Annotated in this window: 13 protein-coding genes and 5 tRNA genes; 4 read left to right on the top strand and 14 right to left on the bottom strand. The window is 64.9% G+C overall.

Going from position 1 to position 16591, the window contains the following annotated elements:
• On the top strand, window positions 1–1880 hold a 1880-nt coding region (locus DBR20_RS02890), incomplete at its 5' end, for an autotransporter outer membrane beta-barrel domain-containing protein (RefSeq protein WP_258223190.1).
• Between the two features lie 231 nt (window positions 1881–2111).
• Here the strand turns inward: DBR20_RS02890 and DBR20_RS02885 are convergent.
• Window positions 2112–2202, bottom strand: a tRNA-Ser gene (locus DBR20_RS02885).
• 168 nt (window positions 2203–2370) lie between these two features.
• Between DBR20_RS02885 and DBR20_RS02880 the strand changes: the two genes are divergently transcribed.
• Window positions 2371–3075, top strand: a complete 705-nt coding sequence (locus DBR20_RS02880) for a protein phosphatase 2C domain-containing protein (RefSeq protein WP_099819184.1) — start codon at window positions 2371–2373, stop codon at window positions 3073–3075.
• Window positions 3076–3345: 270 nt separating this feature from the next.
• Here the strand turns inward: DBR20_RS02880 and dnaQ are convergent, their stop codons facing one another.
• The 3 genes from dnaQ to DBR20_RS02865 are packed head-to-tail and all read right to left on the bottom strand — an operon-like array spanning window position 3346 to window position 5188.
• Window positions 3346–4074, bottom strand: coding sequence for a DNA polymerase III subunit epsilon (dnaQ, locus tag DBR20_RS02875; protein ID WP_100463376.1), 729 nt, complete (start codon window positions 4072–4074; stop codon window positions 3346–3348).
• A gap of 4 nt (window positions 4075–4078) precedes the next feature.
• Window positions 4079–4531, bottom strand: a complete 453-nt coding sequence (gene rnhA / locus DBR20_RS02870) for a ribonuclease HI (protein ID WP_025878155.1) — start codon at window positions 4529–4531, stop codon at window positions 4079–4081.
• 12 nt (window positions 4532–4543) lie between these two features.
• A complete protein-coding gene (locus DBR20_RS02865; RefSeq protein WP_108265122.1) occupies window positions 4544–5188 on the bottom strand; it encodes a hypothetical protein in 645 nt (214 codons plus the stop codon).
• 11 nt (window positions 5189–5199) lie between these two features.
• Here DBR20_RS02865 and gloB point away from each other — a divergent pair, with 11 nt between their 5' ends.
• The gene (gene gloB / locus DBR20_RS02860; protein WP_108265121.1) at window positions 5200–5964 is read left to right on the top strand and encodes a hydroxyacylglutathione hydrolase; all 765 of its coding nucleotides are present in this window, start codon (window positions 5200–5202) and stop codon (window positions 5962–5964) included.
• The gene (locus DBR20_RS02855; protein WP_108265120.1) at window positions 5961–7163 is read left to right on the top strand and encodes a lytic transglycosylase domain-containing protein; all 1203 of its coding nucleotides are present in this window, start codon (window positions 5961–5963) and stop codon (window positions 7161–7163) included. Before gloB ends, DBR20_RS02855 begins: the two co-directional genes overlap by 4 nt.
• Window positions 7164–7521: 358 nt before the next feature.
• Here DBR20_RS02855 and DBR20_RS02850 read toward each other — a convergent pair whose 3' ends face one another.
• The 10 genes from DBR20_RS02850 to tig form a co-directional block, all read right to left on the bottom strand.
• A complete protein-coding gene (locus DBR20_RS02850) occupies window positions 7522–9477 on the bottom strand; it encodes a peptidyl-prolyl cis-trans isomerase (RefSeq protein ID WP_108265119.1) in 1956 nt (651 codons plus the stop codon).
• A 184-nt stretch (window positions 9478–9661) separates the two neighbouring features.
• A tRNA-Asp gene (locus tag DBR20_RS02845) sits at window positions 9662–9738 on the bottom strand.
• A gap of 107 nt (window positions 9739–9845) precedes the next feature.
• Window positions 9846–9922 (bottom strand) — tRNA-Asp (locus DBR20_RS02840).
• Between the two features lie 89 nt (window positions 9923–10011).
• Window positions 10012–10088, bottom strand: a tRNA-Asp gene (locus DBR20_RS02835).
• A gap of 25 nt (window positions 10089–10113) precedes the next feature.
• Window positions 10114–10188 (bottom strand) — tRNA-Val (locus tag DBR20_RS02830).
• An 11-nt stretch (window positions 10189–10199) separates the two neighbouring features.
• Window positions 10200–10472 (bottom strand): HU family DNA-binding protein, encoded by a 273-nt coding sequence (locus DBR20_RS02825; protein ID WP_004146343.1) that lies wholly within the window; start codon window positions 10470–10472, stop codon window positions 10200–10202.
• A gap of 218 nt (window positions 10473–10690) precedes the next feature.
• On the bottom strand, window positions 10691–13144 hold the full coding sequence (lon, locus tag DBR20_RS02820) for an endopeptidase La (RefSeq protein WP_108265118.1): 2454 nt from the start codon (window positions 13142–13144) through the stop codon (window positions 10691–10693).
• Window positions 13145–13286: 142 nt separating this feature from the next.
• Complete coding sequence (clpX, locus tag DBR20_RS02815; protein WP_108265117.1) at window positions 13287–14576, bottom strand: ATP-dependent Clp protease ATP-binding subunit ClpX; 1290 nt, start codon at window positions 14574–14576, stop codon at window positions 13287–13289.
• A 126-nt stretch (window positions 14577–14702) separates the two neighbouring features.
• A complete protein-coding gene (clpP, locus tag DBR20_RS02810) occupies window positions 14703–15329 on the bottom strand; it encodes an ATP-dependent Clp endopeptidase proteolytic subunit ClpP (RefSeq protein WP_108265116.1) in 627 nt (208 codons plus the stop codon).
• Between the two features lie 75 nt (window positions 15330–15404).
• A partial coding sequence (gene tig / locus DBR20_RS02805; protein ID WP_108265115.1) for a trigger factor occupies window positions 15405–16591 on the bottom strand: 1187 nt, incomplete at its 5' end.

Here is a 16591-nt window from a genome sequence, read left to right as displayed (position 1 = left end):
GAACGCTGGCACCGTCCGGCATCGTCATGCGTCCATACTCGCTGGAGGCGCTTGCACCGGGCGGCGACGACGTTTTCACCAGCGAACGCTTCCGGATCGGAAAGGGCCGCTACATCAACCTCAATGACGGGGCCAACCTGGCCTTCCAGGTCGACAGCCAGCGCACCGCACCGTCACTGACGCTGGAAGAGGCCCGTTACTTCCTGGTCGAGGAGGACAGGCGATCGAGCGACTACAACCTGATCGGAAACATCAACCGTGCAGTACTGGGTATTGCGCCCACAGCCAAGCTGACGCTGGACGTGAAGCAGGCATTCTTCCCGGCAGGGCAGGAGAATCATCTGGTGGGAACCCAGGTGGATTCCGCCGCCCTGCAATTGCCTGTCGCCCCCTGCAGCCCATCCAATGGCGAGTACGCAGGCCTGTGGTGCCGAACGGCTACGCCCACCACCATGACCCGCCCTGCTCCGGTGTCGGACTTCATCGAAGGACGCTTCCAGTACGTTGAACGCAGCGGCGAGGCGGGCAGCGCGGTTGATCTCACGGCGCCGGGCGCCGTGTTCCGTCCCCGCCACAACTCGCTGCTCAGCTTCACTGTCAACCAGACTGGCAGCGGCCTGTGGCTGACGGCCAATCCCTCCTTCGATGACACCGGCCTGTTCGCCAATGCCCAATCCGGTGATGGGTTGGGCGTTGCGCTGCAACAGGCGGCGGCACAGCGCACGGCATCGATGAGTAGCCTGCTGGGCGCTCTGCAGTTCGCCGACCGGGACGTCGTCGCGCATCAGGCCGGGGCGCTGCGCGGCGATGCACATGCCAGCCTGCGCCTGGCCGACAACGCACTGGTCGGCAGCATCGGCAACGTGGTGCAGCAGCATCAGACCGCATCGCGCAGCGGCGGTGATGCCGATGGCCTTGCGGCACAGGTGGCATCGGTGCAATCGGCGATGACCGGCAATCGACTGTTCAACCAGCTGGCGATGCATCTGGTCGCACCATCGGAAGCAGGCAACGGTGCGGAAGATACGAGCCGCAACCGTGGCCTCTGGGCGCGGGGTTTCGCCAGCCACGGCCGTATCGAGGGTGACGGCGGTGTCGCCGGCCTGAGCCACACCATCGGTGGCATTGCGCTCGGTGCCGATACCCGCCTCGCAGACGACCGCGTAACCCTGGGCGTGAGCCTTGCTGCGGCCGACATGTCGACAAAATCCAGCGATGGCGCAGGCTTCACTGGCGATGTCCGTGCACTGGATATTGGCGGCTACGTGGATGCACTCTATTCGCGCGGTTACCTGTCCGCCGCTGTCCGCTATACCGATCTTCGCCACGACACCCGCCGCAGCATCGATGGCATCGACGGCCTGCAGGCCCCCCTGCGTGCGAAATACAGCAACGATGCGATTACCGCACGCCTGGAGCACGCGTTCTCCTTTACCACGGGCAAGGGTCTAGTGATCCAGCCGCTGCTGCCAGTGATCGACTACACCCGCACCTCGGCCACGCGCTTCAACGAGGGCCAGGACGCGGCCGCACTGGTCGGCCGCAGTGGCAGCCTGGAGAGCCTCCGCGTCGGTGTCGGCCTGCAGTTGTTCAAGACGTTCGAAGGCAACAGCGGCGAGCGCATCACGCCGCGTGCCCGCGTGGTCTGGCAGAAGGAACTGGGCGATACCCAGGCCCGCTACAGCACCGGCTTTGCTGCCGCCCCGGACCTGTTATTCGGCAGCAGCAGCCAGGTGGTGGGCGAACAGGTGCTGGCCTGGAATCTGGGCGTGACCAGTCGTGCCAGCGACCGGCTGTCGATCATGATCGACTACGTGGGCGAGCGTCGTGACGGGCAGTCCCAGAACGGCATACAGCTGGGGCTGGGCTACAGGTTCTGAGGTTGAAGATGGAAAGGAGCCGCCAACGGGCGGCTTTCTTCCCTGCCCGGCGTACCTCCCGCCAGGAGCATCCACGCATGGCGTGGATCTACTGGAACAGGGGCGGACGGCAAAGGGAGGGGCCCGAACGTTGCATCGCAACGTTTGGGGCGACGCGCGCAGCGCCGTCGCATCCCCGCGCCAGATAAAAAGAAAAAGGGCCGCCTTTCGGCAGCCCTTTTTCTTTTTATCTGGCGGAGAGGGGGGGATTCGAACCCCCGAGGCGCTATAAACGCCTGCCTGATTTCGAGTCAGGTACATTCAACCGCTCTGCCACCTCTCCAGATGTTCCCCGGCGAACCGGGGACGCGCATCATACGAGGAAGCGCGGCTGACGACAAGTCATTACGCCCGATGAAGTGAAATTTTCCTGACTGCATGGCTTGCCGGATGTCCGCTTGGCCGTGATGATGCCGTTCTCCCCGGCATTACCCCGTCCCCAGCACCCACCATGATCGAATTCGGACATCTCACCCACCCCGGCCTGCGCCGCGAGCTCAACGAGGACACCTATTACGGTGACGGCGAGCTGGCCCTGTGGCTGGTGGCCGACGGCATGGGCGGGCACGCCTGCGGCGAAGTGGCCAGCGCACTGGCGCGCGAGACCATCGTCCGCGAGATCCGCCGTGGCGCGCCGTTGGCGCAGGCGATCCGCACGGCCGACGAAGAGATCATCCGTGCCTCGCGCCGGCGCAACGACAGCCTGCCGATGGGCACTACCGTGGTCGCTGCACGGGTGCAGGGCAACCGCTACGAAGTGGCCTGGGTCGGCGACAGCCGCGCCTATCTGTGGCGCGATGGCCAGCTTGCCCAGCTCAGTCAGGACCACAGCGTGGTGCAGGAACTGGTCGCGCAGGGCAACCTGACCGCCGAGCAGGCGCGCGCCCATCCGCACCGCAACGTGGTCACCCAGGCACTGGGCGTCACCGACCCGGCACACCTGAACGTGGCGACCACCAGCGGCGAGCTGCGGCCGGGCATGCAGTTGCTGCTGTGCAGTGATGGCCTGACCGAGGAAGTGGATGACCGCGGCATCGCCCGCACCCTCGCCTTCGACGATGCCAGCGCGCAGGAATGCGTGGACAGCCTGGTCGCCACCGCCCTAGACGGCGGCGGCTCGGACAACATCACCGTGATCCTGGTGCGCTGCCACTGAAGCCGGCTGGAGGGAAGCCCCCTGAGTCAGGGGGCGGCCGCGAAGCGGCGGGGGTATGGATGCTGGTGAGACGGGGCCCACGATTTGCAACGCAAATTGTGGGGCGGCAGCGCGATTGCGCTGGCGCGTCATCGGACAACATCACCGTGATCCTGGTGCGCTGCCACTGAGCAACGGCATCCACGCATGGCGTGGATCTACGGTAGAGCCACGCCATGCGTGGCTGCATTTCGCACCTGTCACTCCGCCACGCGTAGCTGCCGCGGTCGCCTACGCGCTCGCAGCCTCTTCCACCTTCGGGCCGTCCCACAACGCGTGGCCGGCCTTCTTGCGCAGCCGCTCCAGACGCGCCGCATGCGCTTCCTGTTCCGACGGCGTGGCCACCACGCGCGGGCGCGGCAGCAGCTTGGACGCATCGAACGCCTGCAACGCCGCTGCGCCACCGGCATCATCATCGCCCAGCCCGAAGCCGATCTCCTCCTGGCCCGAGGTCAGCGCGATGTACACATCGCCCAGGATCTGCGCATCCAGCAGACCGCCATGCAGGGCGCGGTGCGAGTTGTCCACGCCCAGCCGCTTGCACAGCGCATCCAGCGAGTTGCGTTGGCCCGGGAAACGTTCGCGCGCCAGCGCCAGGGTATCGATCACCGTGCAGCGATCGGTGATCTTGCCGTACTGCTCGCCGAGCAGGGACAACTCGTTATCGAGGAAGCCCAGATCGAACGCCGCGTTGTGGATGATCAGCTCGGCGCCATCGATGAAGGCCAGGAACTCCTCCACGACCTGCGCGAACTGCGGCTTGTCGGCCAGGAACTCCAGGGTCAGGCCGGTAACTTCCTGCGCGCCCTGTTCGAATTCGCAGTCAGGCTTCAGGTACTGGTGATAGGTGTTGCCGGTCGGGCGGCGCTTGAACAACTCGACGCAGCCGATTTCGACGACGCGGTTGCCCTTCTTCCACTCCAGGCCGGTGGTTTCGGTATCAAGGATGATCTGACGCATGGGCTCAGTTTACCGGGCTGCCGTCGCGGATCTGGATCGCGGCGTTGCGGGCCAGGGTATCCACGCGTTCATTGTCCGGGTCGCCGGAGTGGCCTTTCACCCAGCGCCAGTCGATCTGGTGTCGCAGCGTGGCTGCCTGCAGGCGCTCCCACAGTTCACGGTTCTTCACCGGATCACCGCCGGCGGTCTTCCAGTTCTTGCGGATCCAGCCCGGCAGCCACTGGGTCAGGCCCTGCCGTACATACTGCGAATCGGTGTAGAGGACGATCTCGCAGGGTTCGGTCAGCGACTCCAGGCCGGAAATGGCCGCCATCAGCTCCATCCGATTGTTGGTGGTATGCGCTTCACCACCGCTCAGTTCGCGCTCATGCCCCTTGTAACGCAGCAGCGCCGCCCAGCCGCCGGGGCCGGGATTGCCGAGGCAGGAACCGTCGGTGTGGATTTCGATGGTTTTCAATACAACTCCAGATCAGGTAGCAACGGTGCCGTGCCAGCGCACGGGCAACGGGGTTGGCCCGGGCAGGGCCAGCGTGCGTTTTTCGGCGTGGAACAGACAGGCCGCGCGCAGGGGGGCCCAGCCGCCGCGACGGCGGCTGCCGGCACCCTGCCACATCGGCCCCAAGTAGCGCGTGTCCTCGCATTCCAGCCCGTGGCGCTGCAGCAGCTGGCGGATCCGCTGCGGCGTGCGCACCGCCAGCCCGTGCTGGCGCCAGCGGGCGCGGAACGGGCTGAACGGATTGAGGCTGGTCAGCCACAGATGGCCGCCGGGCATCAACACGCGCTCGCATTCGTCCAGCAGATGGTCGGCATCACCGACGGTCACATGCTGCAGCACGATGGCGTTGACGCTCTCGTTGGGCAGCGGCAACGGCAGTGCGCAGCGGGTATCGCCAGCGTAGCCAGTGCCCTCGCGATGCAGGCGCAGGCCACGCCCGCCCAGCTGCGCATCAGCCAGCCAGGCGGCGCTGGGGGCGATCCACAACCAGGGCCGGGTCGGCAGCAGCGACAGCTGCGGCAGCAGCAGTTGCCGTTCGAGCACGCGCAAGGCCTCCGCCGGTTCGCTGTCGAACCACGGGGCCTGGCTCGCTTGACGGGTGCTCTGCAGCGCGGGCATGGTCCAATTCTATGCGACTGACTGCCCTGCCCGCATTTGCGGACAACTACATCTGGATGCTGATCGCCGACGACGGTGCTGCCGTGGTCGTCGATCCCGGTGACGCTGCGCCGGTACTGGCGCTGGCTGCGCAGGGGGTGCGCGTGGACACCATCCTGCTCACCCACCACCACGACGACCACATCGACGGAGTGCCGGCATTGCAGGCGCGTTTCCCCGGCGTGCGCGTGGTTGCACCGGTCGAAGAGCGCATCCCGATGGCCACCGAGCGGGTCGGTGAAGGTGAACGTGTTCAGGCACTGGGCCAGATGTTCCACGTACTATCCGTCCCCGGGCACACCCGCAGCCACATCGCGTTTCACACCGCTGAACAGCTTTTCAGCGGAGATTCGTTGTTCAGCTTGGGCTGTGGACGCCTGTTCGAAGGTACGCCGTCCCAGCTGCTGGCATCGATGCGCAAGCTGGGTGCCCTGCCCGCGCAACTGCTGCTGTGTTGCGCTCACGAGTACACCGTGTCAAATGCCGTCTTCGCGCGGCATGTCGACCCCGCCAACGCTGCCTTGTTGCAGCGCCAAGAGGAGGCTTTGGCCATGCGCCGCGATGACCGTTCCACCCTGCCAGTATCCCTGGCCGATGAAATTGCCTGTAATCCGTTCCTGCGTACCCACACTGCGCCCATCCGCGCGGCCGTGTCGGCGCACCTGGGGCGCGAGGTCGTGGACGACGTCGACGTCATGGCCGGTCTCCGGCACTGGAAAGACGGCTTCCGCGCATGAGTCGCCGAAGTCTGCCGCTGGCCCTGGGTCTTGTCCTGGGGTTGGCCGGAACTGCCGGCGCACAATCGCTGGGCGCCGGCATCAGCCAGAACCTGACCGCCGCCTCAGCCCTGCCGCTGGATCCGTCGACGCTGCCGGCCGCATCGGTACGCAACGGCCAGGAGATCTTCTCCAGCTTCCGCGACGGCCTGGCTGAACCGAGCTGCGACGCCGAGGCCACCAGCCCGCGCTGGCAGAAGCAGTTCGCCCACGCTCCTTCGCGGCTGGCCAACCAGGATGACGACGCGCTGGTGCTGTTCGGCTATGTGGTCGAAGAGCTGCGCAAAGCCAATCTGCCCACCGAATTCGCCCTGATTCCGTTCGTCGAAAGCGGCTACCGGCCCAATGCCCGTAACGGCAGCGGCCCGACCGGCCTGTGGCAGTTCATCGCCACCACCGCACGCAACCATCGCGTGCCGATGAGCAACAACTACGACGGCCGGCTGTCGGCAGTGGAGTCCACGCAGGCCGCCGTGCGCTACCTGAAGACCCTGCATGGCATGTTCGGCGGTGACTGGCGCCTGGCCACCATGGCCTACAACGCCGGCGAGTACCGCGTGCTGCAGTCCATGCGCAAGGCCGGCATGAACGCGCAGAACGCCAAGCCGGCCGGCCTGCCCGGGCTGTCGCCGGTCACCCACGCCTACGTCGAGAAGCTGCATGCCCTGGCCTGCGTGCTGGAAGACGTGGAAGACCAGCCGGGCGTGATGGCCTCGCTGGACCGCACCGTCCCGGTGCTGAAGGACCACACCCTGCCGGCGGGCACCAGCGTCCAGCAGTGGGCCGCCCAGCGCGCTCTGGACCCGGCGAAGATCGCCCGCTTGAATCCGGCACTGGCCGCCGGCAACCGCCCGTCAGGCACGGCCCGCGTACTGGCCCCGGTTTCGGCGTCCAACGCGAACGTTGCCGACATCGCCAGCCCGGCCGTTGCCACCGCACTGGCCAGCACCGCCAGCGCTGCGCCGAGCCCGCAGGTGGCAAAGGTGGTCGCGTCGGCTGCTGATCGCCCGCGCAACCGTCGCCACACCGTGCGCAACGGCGAATCGGCCTGGACCATCGCCCGCCGCTACGGCATGCCGGTCAAGGCACTGTTGTCGCTGAACGGCTTGAGCGGCAGCAGCGTGCTGAAGCCAGGCGCGGTACTGCGCGTCGAAGATTGAGGTCGGCGCGGCGCTGCCGCGCGGTTTCCGGCCAACGGCGGAGCCCCTCGCGGTGCCTGGATCGCTTGTGTGCGGTCAGGCAGGTGAGCTGCGCAGGGGCCGCTGCAAGTACATCCCTGTAAGCTCGGTCGCCGCATCCATGCGGCTCACGCCCCTGCGCAGCCCACCTGCCCGGCCGCGGACAGTTTCCGGTGGCACCCACGGATCAGAAGATGAAGAGCAGGAGCAGACGCGTGTCGCTTCTGGTAGCGGCCGACCTTGGTCGGCACTCATTGCTCGGGTCACGGTTTGATCGAGGTTGCGACAACAAAAAAGGCCCGGCAATGCCGGGCCTTTTCGTTCCTGCTCGCCAGAGGGCTTACAGGTTCGCTTCGGTGGTCTGGATCAAGAACTGCTTGCGCATCGCCTCGATGTAGGCCTTGGCCGCAGCCATGCCGTCGATCTGGCTCAGCTGGTCCTTCAGCTGCTTCTGCTGTTCGGCGGTCACTTCCTTGATGTCGCCCGGGTTGACCTTGTTCACCGCGAAGACCAGCGCATGGCCGTTGACATCGACCTTGCCGTAGCTCGGCTTGCCCTCGGCCGGCACCGGCGCGCTGAAGATCGCACGGTTGATTTCCGGAGTCGGCACCGGCTGGCTGCGCGGCAGGCCCGGCATCGGGCTCAGCTGCAGCTTCTCGCTGGCGGCCAGCGACTGCAGGGTCGCGCCCGCCTTCAGCTTGGCCAGCAGGGCATCGGCGGCCTTGTCACCGGCCTGGCGCTGGCGGTCGGCACGGATCGCGGCGATCACCTGCTCACGCGCCTTGTCCAACGGCATCGCCTGCTCCGGGGTATGCGCGGCAACACGGATCACCACGCTGTGGTTGCTGCTGCCACCCAGGGCGATCGGATCGCTGGCGGTACCGTCCTGCACCAGGACGTCGGAGAAGGCAGCACGCAGCACGGCCGGATCAGCGGCAATGCCGGTGGCGGTGGTGCGCGTGATCGGGCCCAGCGTCTGCATCGACAGGCCGACGTCCTTGGCGGCCGCGGCCAGGTCGCTCGGGCTCTTGTTGATGGCATCGACCAGGCGGCCTGCCAGATCGTTGAAGCCACGCTCACCGTCGGCCTTCAGCTGCTCGGCGGCCAGGGTGTCACGCACTTCTTCAAACGACTTGCCCTGACCGCCACGAACCGCAGCGACCTTGATGATGTGGAAGCCGAAGTCGGTCTTGACCGGGCCGATCACTTCACCGGCCTTGGCGCCAAACAGTGCGTCTTCAAACGGCTTGACCATCGCGCCACGTTCCACCCAACCCAGGTCACCGCCCTGCGCCTTGGAACCCGGATCTTCCGAGTTTGCCTTGGCCAGTGCGGCAAAGTCGGCGCCTGCCGCCTTTGCTTCGACAGCCAGCTTGGCGGCCTTGGCTTCAGCACCGTCGCCGGTGATCAGGATATGCGCCGCCTGGCGCTGTTCCGGCGTGGTGAACTTGGCCTTCTCGTCTTCATAGCGCTTGCGCAGGGTCGCCTCGTCGGCCGCGGTCGGCGCCGGCAGGTTCGCACCATTGAGCTCGACATATTCCAGCGACACCGATTCGGCCTGGCGGAAATCCTTGCCATGGCTGTCGTACCACTGCTTGATCTGCTCATCGGTCACCGGCGCGGTATCAACCGGAACTTCCGGCAGCGCGGCCAGTTCCACATCGCGGGTCTCGCCTAGCAGCTTCAACAGACGCTCGGTCTCGGCCTGGGTGACAAAGCCGGAGTTCTGCAGGCCCGACGGGATCACCGACTGCTGCAGGCTCTCACGCACCAGTTCCTGGAACTGGGTCGGCGTGCGCGGCGGATTGCCACCGGCCAGGGCCAGACGGTAATTGCTTTCGCTGAACTTGCCATCGGCGCCCAGGAAGCCCGGAATGGTGGTGATGTATTCGCGCACAGCGCCGTCGCCAATCACGACACCGGCTTGCTCACCGACCAGGCGCACGACCTGCTCGTCGATCAACTGGTCGAGCACGGCCATTTTGTTCTCGGTGCTTTCGAACGCGCGCGGGTCGAAGTTCTCGCCCTGCTGCTGGCGTTCGCGCATGCGTTCCTGCTCGAAACGGGTGCGGAAGTCCTGTGCGCTGATCTCATGGTGCTGCCACATCATGCGCACCGGCCACCAGGACGGTGCCGAGCGCCACCAGGTCGGCGGTGCCGAAACCTTGGCGACGTTCTGTGCGCCGACGCCACCGAGGTAGCTGTTGTCGATGACGAACAGGAACGGAATCATCAGCAGCCCCAGGATCACGGTAACGATCCAGCCTGAGGTCTTGTCGCGGAGTTTCTGCAGCATGGTGAGGAATCACAAGGCTTGATTGGCGAGCCCGGCAGTGTAACCCGCTTCGCGGCGTGGACCAAAAGCAGTGCCGGCGGGGTCTGCCGCCATCCTGGCCAGGCGATCGGCACGATCGCGCCCATCAAAAGATGAAAACGACGCAAAGAAAAAGCCCCCGACTTGCGTCGAGGGCTCTTAGAGTTGGCGGAGCGGACGGGACTCGAACCCGCGACCTCCGGCGTGACAGGCCAGCATTCTAACCAGCTGAACTACCGCTCCGCGCTTGAAACTTTGCAGGCGCTCAGTATATCCGAAGACTTCCTGAAAACCTACCCCGCTGAACACTTTTTTCAAAGTTTTTTCACGAGGATTTAAGAGTTTTGCAATGGCGGAGCGGACGGGACTCGAACCCGCGACCTCCGGCGTGACAGGCCAGCATTCTAACCAGCTGAACTACCGCTCCGTATTGCAGACCTCTTTGTTTTCTCTGCAACCGGGTGGTTGGAGAGAAAACAAGGCCCCCAGCTTTTCGGCCGGGGGCCTCGTTGAAAATGGCGGAGCGGACGGGACTCGAACCCGCGACCTCCGGCGTGACAGGCCAGCATTCTAACCAGCTGAACTACCGCTCCACATTTCAAACTTACCGCGGTGCTGTGGTGGGTGCTGAGGGTTTCGAACCCCCGACCCTCTCCGTGTAAAGGAGACGCTCTACCGCTGAGCTAAGCACCCCAGCGAGCCGCTTAGTTTACAGCATCCTTCAGGGCCTTACCAGCCTTGAACGACGGATTCTTCGAAGCAGCGATCTTGATGGTGTCGCCGGTCTTCGGGTTGCGGCCGGTGCGGGCAGCACGGTCGCGGACCTGGAAGGTACCGAAGCCAACCAGGGTGACCGCATCGCCGTCCTTCAGCGCCTTGGTGACGGCAGCAACGACGGCATCGACAGCGCGGCTGGACTCGGCCTTGGTCAGGTCGGCAGCTTCAGCAACGGCATCGATCAATTCGGTCTTGTTCATTCTTTACAACTCCTTTGGCGGTGGGTTCCGCGTATTCGACAGGGAAGCAACCGCACGACGTCTGCATGCGGTTGCCATGTGGAAACGGTTCGCCGAATTCAGTGAGCGCTGACTGCGATCACTCATTCGCGAGTGCTGCTTTTATACCAGCGGCCCTACCCCCACGCAAGCTGGAAAGCCAGCAACGACGCGGGTTTCAAGCATTTCGACAGGACGCATCAATGCTTGACGCGCGCGTTTCCACTCGGTTTGGCCTTGCTGCGCACCGTGACGCGCTGCGCACTCTTGCGCGCCTTCTTGGGTGCCAGCGGACGTTCCAGCGCCAGATCGAGCACTTCATCGATGTACTTCACCGGCACGATCTCCAGATCGCGGGTGACGTTGGCGGGAATGTCGGCAAGATCCTTGCGGTTCTCATCAGGGATGATCACCGTGCGGATTCCGCCGCGCAGAGCAGCCAGCAACTTCTCCTTCAGGCCGCCGATCGCAGTGACGCGACCACGCAGGGTGATTTCGCCGGTCATCGCCACATCGGCGCGCACGGCCACCTTGGTCAGCATCGACACCAGCGAGGTGACCATTGCCGCACCGGCACTGGGGCCATCCTTCGGCGTCGCACCATCGGGCACATGCAGATGCACGTCGTGCTTCTGCAGGAAGTCCGCATCGATGCCGAAGCGCTCGGCACGCGAACGCACCACCGACAACGCCGCCGATGCCGATTCCTTCATCACGTTGCCGAGCTGGCCGGTCAGGATCAGCTGGCCCTTGCCCGGTACCAGCGTCGATTCGATCTGCAGCAGGTCGCCACCGACTTCGGTCCACGCCAGGCCCGTGACCAGGCCGATCTCGTTCTCTTCTTCGGCACGACCGAAGTCGAAGCGACGCACGCCCAGGTACTTGTCCAGGTTCTTGCTCGACACGCTCACCAGCGCCTTGGACTTGCGTGCGCCCTTCTTCGCCTTCGCCACCGGCTGCGGTCCACCCAGCGCGATCTCCTTCACCACCTTGCGGCAGATCTTGGCGATCTCGCGTTCCAGGTTGCGCACGCCGGATTCGCGCGTGTAGTAGCGCACGATGTCCTGGATCGCATCGCTGCCGATCTCCAGCTCTTCCGGCTTCAGGCCATTGGCCTTGATCTGCTTGGGAGCCAGGTAACGGGTGGCGATGTTGAGCTTCTCATCCTCGGTGTAACCGGGGATGCGGATGACTTCCATGCGGTCCAGCAGCGGACCCGGAATGTTGAGCGAGTTCGAGGTGGCCACGAACATCACTTCGGACAGGTCCAGGTCCACTTCCAGGTAGTGGTCGTTGAATGCGTTGTTCTGCTCGGGGTCGAGCACTTCCAGCAGCGCCGAGGACGGATCGCCGCGGAAGTCCATCGACATCTTGTCGATCTCGTCCAGCACGAACAGCGGGTTCTTGCTGCCGACCTTGTTGAGGTTCTGCACGATGCGGCCCGGCATCGAACCGACATAGGTACGACGGTGGCCACGGATCTCGGCTTCGTCGCGCACGCCGCCCAGCGACATGCGCACGAACTTGCGGTTGGTGGCCTTGGCGATGGACTGGCCCAGCGAAGTCTTGCCCACGCCCGGCGGCCCGACCAGGCACAGGATCGGGCCCTTCATCTGCTTCACCCGCGACTGCACCGCCAGATACTCAAGGATGCGTTCCTTGACCTTCTCCAGGCCGTAGTGATCGGCATCAAGAGTGTCCTGCGCGGCCTTGAGGTCCTTGCGCACCTTGCTGCGCTTCTTCCACGGCACGCCTAGCAGCCATTCCAGGTAGTTGCGCACGACCGCCGCTTCGGCGGACATCGGCGACATCTGCTTGAGCTTGTTGAGCTCGTTGCGCGCCTTGGTTTCCACCGGCTTGGGCATGCCCGCTTCGGCGATCTTGCGCGCCAGCTCTTCCAGTTCGCCCGGCGCGTCGTCCAGGTCACCCAGTTCCTTCTGGATGGCCTTCATCTGTTCGTTGAGGTAGTACTCGCGCTGGCTCTTTTCCATCTGCGACTTCACGCGGCCGCGGATGCGCTTTTCCATCTGCTGCACGTCGATCTCGCCGTCAACCAGACCGACCAGCATCTCCAGGCGTTCGCCCACGGCCAGCGTTTCCAGCAGGCGCTGCTTGTCAGACAACCGCACGCTGATATGCGCGGCGATGGTGTCGGCCAGGCGCGTCGGCTCATCGATGCCGGCCAGGGTCTGCAGCAGCTCCGGCGGCAGCTTGCGGTTGGTCTTGACGTACTGCTCGAACAGCGACATCAGCGAGCGGGCGATGGCCTCGATCTCGCGCGGCTCACGTGCATCGGTGGCGTCGATTTCGACGGCCTGGCCGTGCAGCGATCCATCGCGCTCGCTGACGCTGGTCACCTGCACGCGTGACAGGCCTTCGACCAGCACCTTGATGGTGCCGTCGGGCAGCTTCAGCAGCTGCAGCACCTGCGCCAGGGTGCCGACCTGGTAGAGGTCGGCGGCCTGCGGGTCATCGGTCTCGGCCGACTTCTGCGCCAGCAGCAGGATGCGCTTGTCCGCTTCCATTGCCTGTTCCAGCGCATGCATGGACTTGTCGCGGCCGACGAACAGCGGGATGACCATGTGCGGGAATACCACTACGTCGCGCAGCGGCAGGACCGGCAGGTCGAGGGTCTCACTTGGGGAACGGGCCATGGGGGCTCCAGGGAAGGGGAAAACCGTCTCCGGGAGGGCATCTTCCGGAGACAAAAAAAGCCGATGGCCCCGTTATGGGGCCATCGGCTTTCAGATGCAAGACGTTCCGAGAAAATTCTTTCTATTCAACAAGTTGAAAGAATCATTCGGCGCCAGCGGCCTTCTGTTCAGGGGCCGGTGGGGTCTGGTAGATCAGGTACGGCTCGGACTTGTGCTCGATCACCGACTCATCCACGACAACCTTGCTGACGTTTTCCTGCGACGGCAGGTCATACATGGTGTCCAGCAGGACCGATTCGACGATGGTACGCAGGCCACGGGCACCGGTCTTGCGCTTGAGCGCCTTCTTGGCGATGGCCGACAACGCGTCCGGACGGAACTCCAGCTCGACGTTCTCCATCTCGAACAGCTTCTTGAACTGCTTGGTGATGGCGTTCTTCGGCTCGGTCAGGATGCGGATCAGGGCCGGCTCGTCCAGTTCCTCCAGGGTCGCGACCACCGGCAGGCGGCCCACGAACTCGGGAATCAGGCCGAACTTGATCAGGTCTTCCGGCTCGACTTCGGCCAGCACCTTGCCGATTTCCTGCTTGCGCTCGGCGCTCTTGACCTTGGCACCAAAGCCGATGCCGCCCGAATCGTTGGAACGCGCCTGGATCACCTTGTCCAGCCCGGCAAACGCGCCGCCGCAGATGAACAGGATGTTCTTGGTGTCCACCTGCAGGAATTCCTGCTGCGGATGCTTGCGCCCGCCCTGCGGCGGCACGCTGGCCACGGTGCCTTCGATCAGCTTCAGCAGGGCCTGCTGGACGCCTTCGCCGGACACATCGCGGGTGATCGACGGGTTCTCGCTCTTGCGCGAGATCTTGTCGATTTCATCGATGTAGACGATGCCCTGCTGTGCCTTCTCGACGTCGTAGTCGCACTTCTGCAGCAGCTTCTGGATGATGTTCTCCACGTCCTCGCCCACGTAACCGGCTTCGGTCAGCGTGGTGGCGTCGGCCATGGTGAACGGCACGTTGAGCAGGCGGGCCAGGGTTTCGGCCAGCAGCGTCTTGCCCGAACCGGTCGGACCGACCAGCAGGATGTTCGACTTCGCCAGCTCGACTTCGTCGTTCTTCTGGCGGCTCTCGATGCGCTTGTAGTGGTTGTACACGGCCACGGCCAACGTCCGCTTCGCGCGGTTCTGGCCGATCACGTACTGGTCGAGCACCTCGAGGATCTCGCGCGGCTTGGGCAGCGAACTGCGCGCCGACTGCGCCTTTTCCTCAAGCTCTTCACGGATGATGTCGTTGCACAGCTCCACGCACTCATCACAGATGAACACGCTCGGACCGGCAATCAGCTTGCGCACTTCATGCTGGCTCTTGCCGCAGAAAGAGCAGTAGAGGATCTTGCCGGTGTCCGTGGAACGACCTTGGCGGTCTTCGCTCATGCTTCGCTTACCCAGTTACGCCACCCGCTGAACGGGGGTTCGATTCGAGAATAACACAGGGCCGGAGGGACATCAGTCCACCCGACCCTGCAGGAACGGGGCCTGCCATGGCCCCGAGGATGCCGGTCAGCCGGCCTGGATCGACTCTTCCGGACGACGCTCCAGGACCTGGTCGACCAGGCCGTAGGCGACCGCATCGACCGCGCTCTTGAAGTTGTCGCGCTCGGTATCACGCGCGATGGTCTCCAGCGACTGGCCGGTGTGCTTGGCCAGCACTTCGTTCAGGCGCGCACGCAGGGTCAGGATCTCGCGTGCGTGGATGTCGATGTCGGTGGCCTGGCCCTGGAAGCCGCCCAGCGGCTGGTGGATCATCACCCGCGAGTTCGGCAGGGCATAGCGCTTGCCGGCTGCACCGGAAGCCAGCAGCAGCGCGCCCATCGAGGCGGCCTGGCCGACGCAGATGGTGCTCACGTCCGCCTTGATGTACTGCATGGTGTCGTAGATCGCCATGCCGGCGGTGACCACGCCACCCGGCGAGTTGATGTAGATGCTGATGTCCTTTTCCGGGTTTTCCGCTTCCAGGAACAGCAGCTGCGCCACCACCACGTTGGCCATGTGATCGTCGATCGGGCCAACCAGGAAGATCAGGCGCTCCTTCAACAGGCGCGAATAGATGTCGTAGGCACGCTCGCCGCGGCTGGTCTGCTCGACCACCATGGGAACCATGTTCAGGGCTTTGGTTCGGTTGTCCATTTCGTGAGGTACCTATCTTGGGGGGAAACACCCCCGCGCCAGGGCTGGCGCGGGGTATCCGGCAATCCGCCAGGATTACTGGCGGATCGCGTCCTGGAACGACAGCTTTTCTTCAGTGTGCTGGGCGCGCTCGGCGATCCAGTCGATCACCTGCTCTTCCATCACGCGGTTCTGCAGGCCAGACATCAGCTGGGGGTCGTTGCGGTACATCTCAATGACCTGCTCCGGCTCTTCATAGGTCGAGGCGATCAGGCGCATCGTTTCATTCAGGCGCTTCGGCTCCAGGCGCAGGTCGTTGCTGCGGGCCACTTCGCCGACCACCAGGCCGACCAGCACGCGCTTGGCAGCAGCGTCCTTGAAGCCTTCGTGGGCGTCGGCCGGGATCTCGCCCGGGTTGCGGCCGCTGCGGCGGATCTGCTCGACCTGCTGGGCCAGCATGGCGCGGGCTTCGTTCTCGACCAGGCGCGGCGGCATTTCCACCGATGCGTAGGCCGCGATCAGCTGCTCGCCGACTTCACGACGCAGGCGGTTCATCAGCGCGCCCTTGAGCTCGCGCTCGAGGTTGGCACGGATGTCGCTGCGGAACTGCTCGACGTCGCCGCCCTTCACACCGAAGCTCTTGATGAAGGCTTCATCGACCGCCGGCACGACCGGCTCGGAGATGTCGGTGACCTTGACGGTGACCTGCACGGTCTTGCCCGCCAGCGCCGGCACGCGCCAGTCAGCCGGGAACTCGACGTCCAGGGTCTTCTCTTCGTCCTTGGCCATGCCGACCAGGCCCTGCTCGATGGTCTCGAACATCATGCCCTGACCGAGCACGATGCTGCCCTTCTCGGTGCCTTCCGCCGGCAGGCGCTCGTCACCGGCCTGCGACCAGGTTTCCAGTGCGACCAGGTCGCCGTCCTGTGCGGCACGGGTGACCGGCGACCAGCTGCGACGCTGGGTCTGCAGGTTTTCGATCATCTGGTCGATGTCGGCATCGGTGATCTCGGCGGTGTGGCGCACGACGGTCAGCTTGCTGACGTCGATGTCACCGAAGTCCGGCACCACTTCGACGGTGGCCACGAAGGAGAACTCGCCCTCGTCACCCTTGTCGATGCGCGGGCTGCCGACGATGCGCAGGTCGTGCTCGCGCACGGCGGCGTCGAAGGTTTCGCGCAGCAGGCCGTCCAGCGCCTCGCCACGGACCTGCGCGCCGAAGCGCTGCTCGATCACCTTGGCCGGCACTTTGCCCGGACGGAAACCCTTGATGCGGGTGGTGC

The sequence above is a fragment of the Stenotrophomonas sp. HMWF023 genome (assembly GCF_003060985.1).
Taxonomy (GTDB): domain Bacteria; phylum Pseudomonadota; class Gammaproteobacteria; order Xanthomonadales; family Xanthomonadaceae; genus Stenotrophomonas; species Stenotrophomonas lactitubi.
Note: the sequence above shows the minus strand (reverse complement) of the source record. Positions and strands in the feature narration are given on the sequence as shown.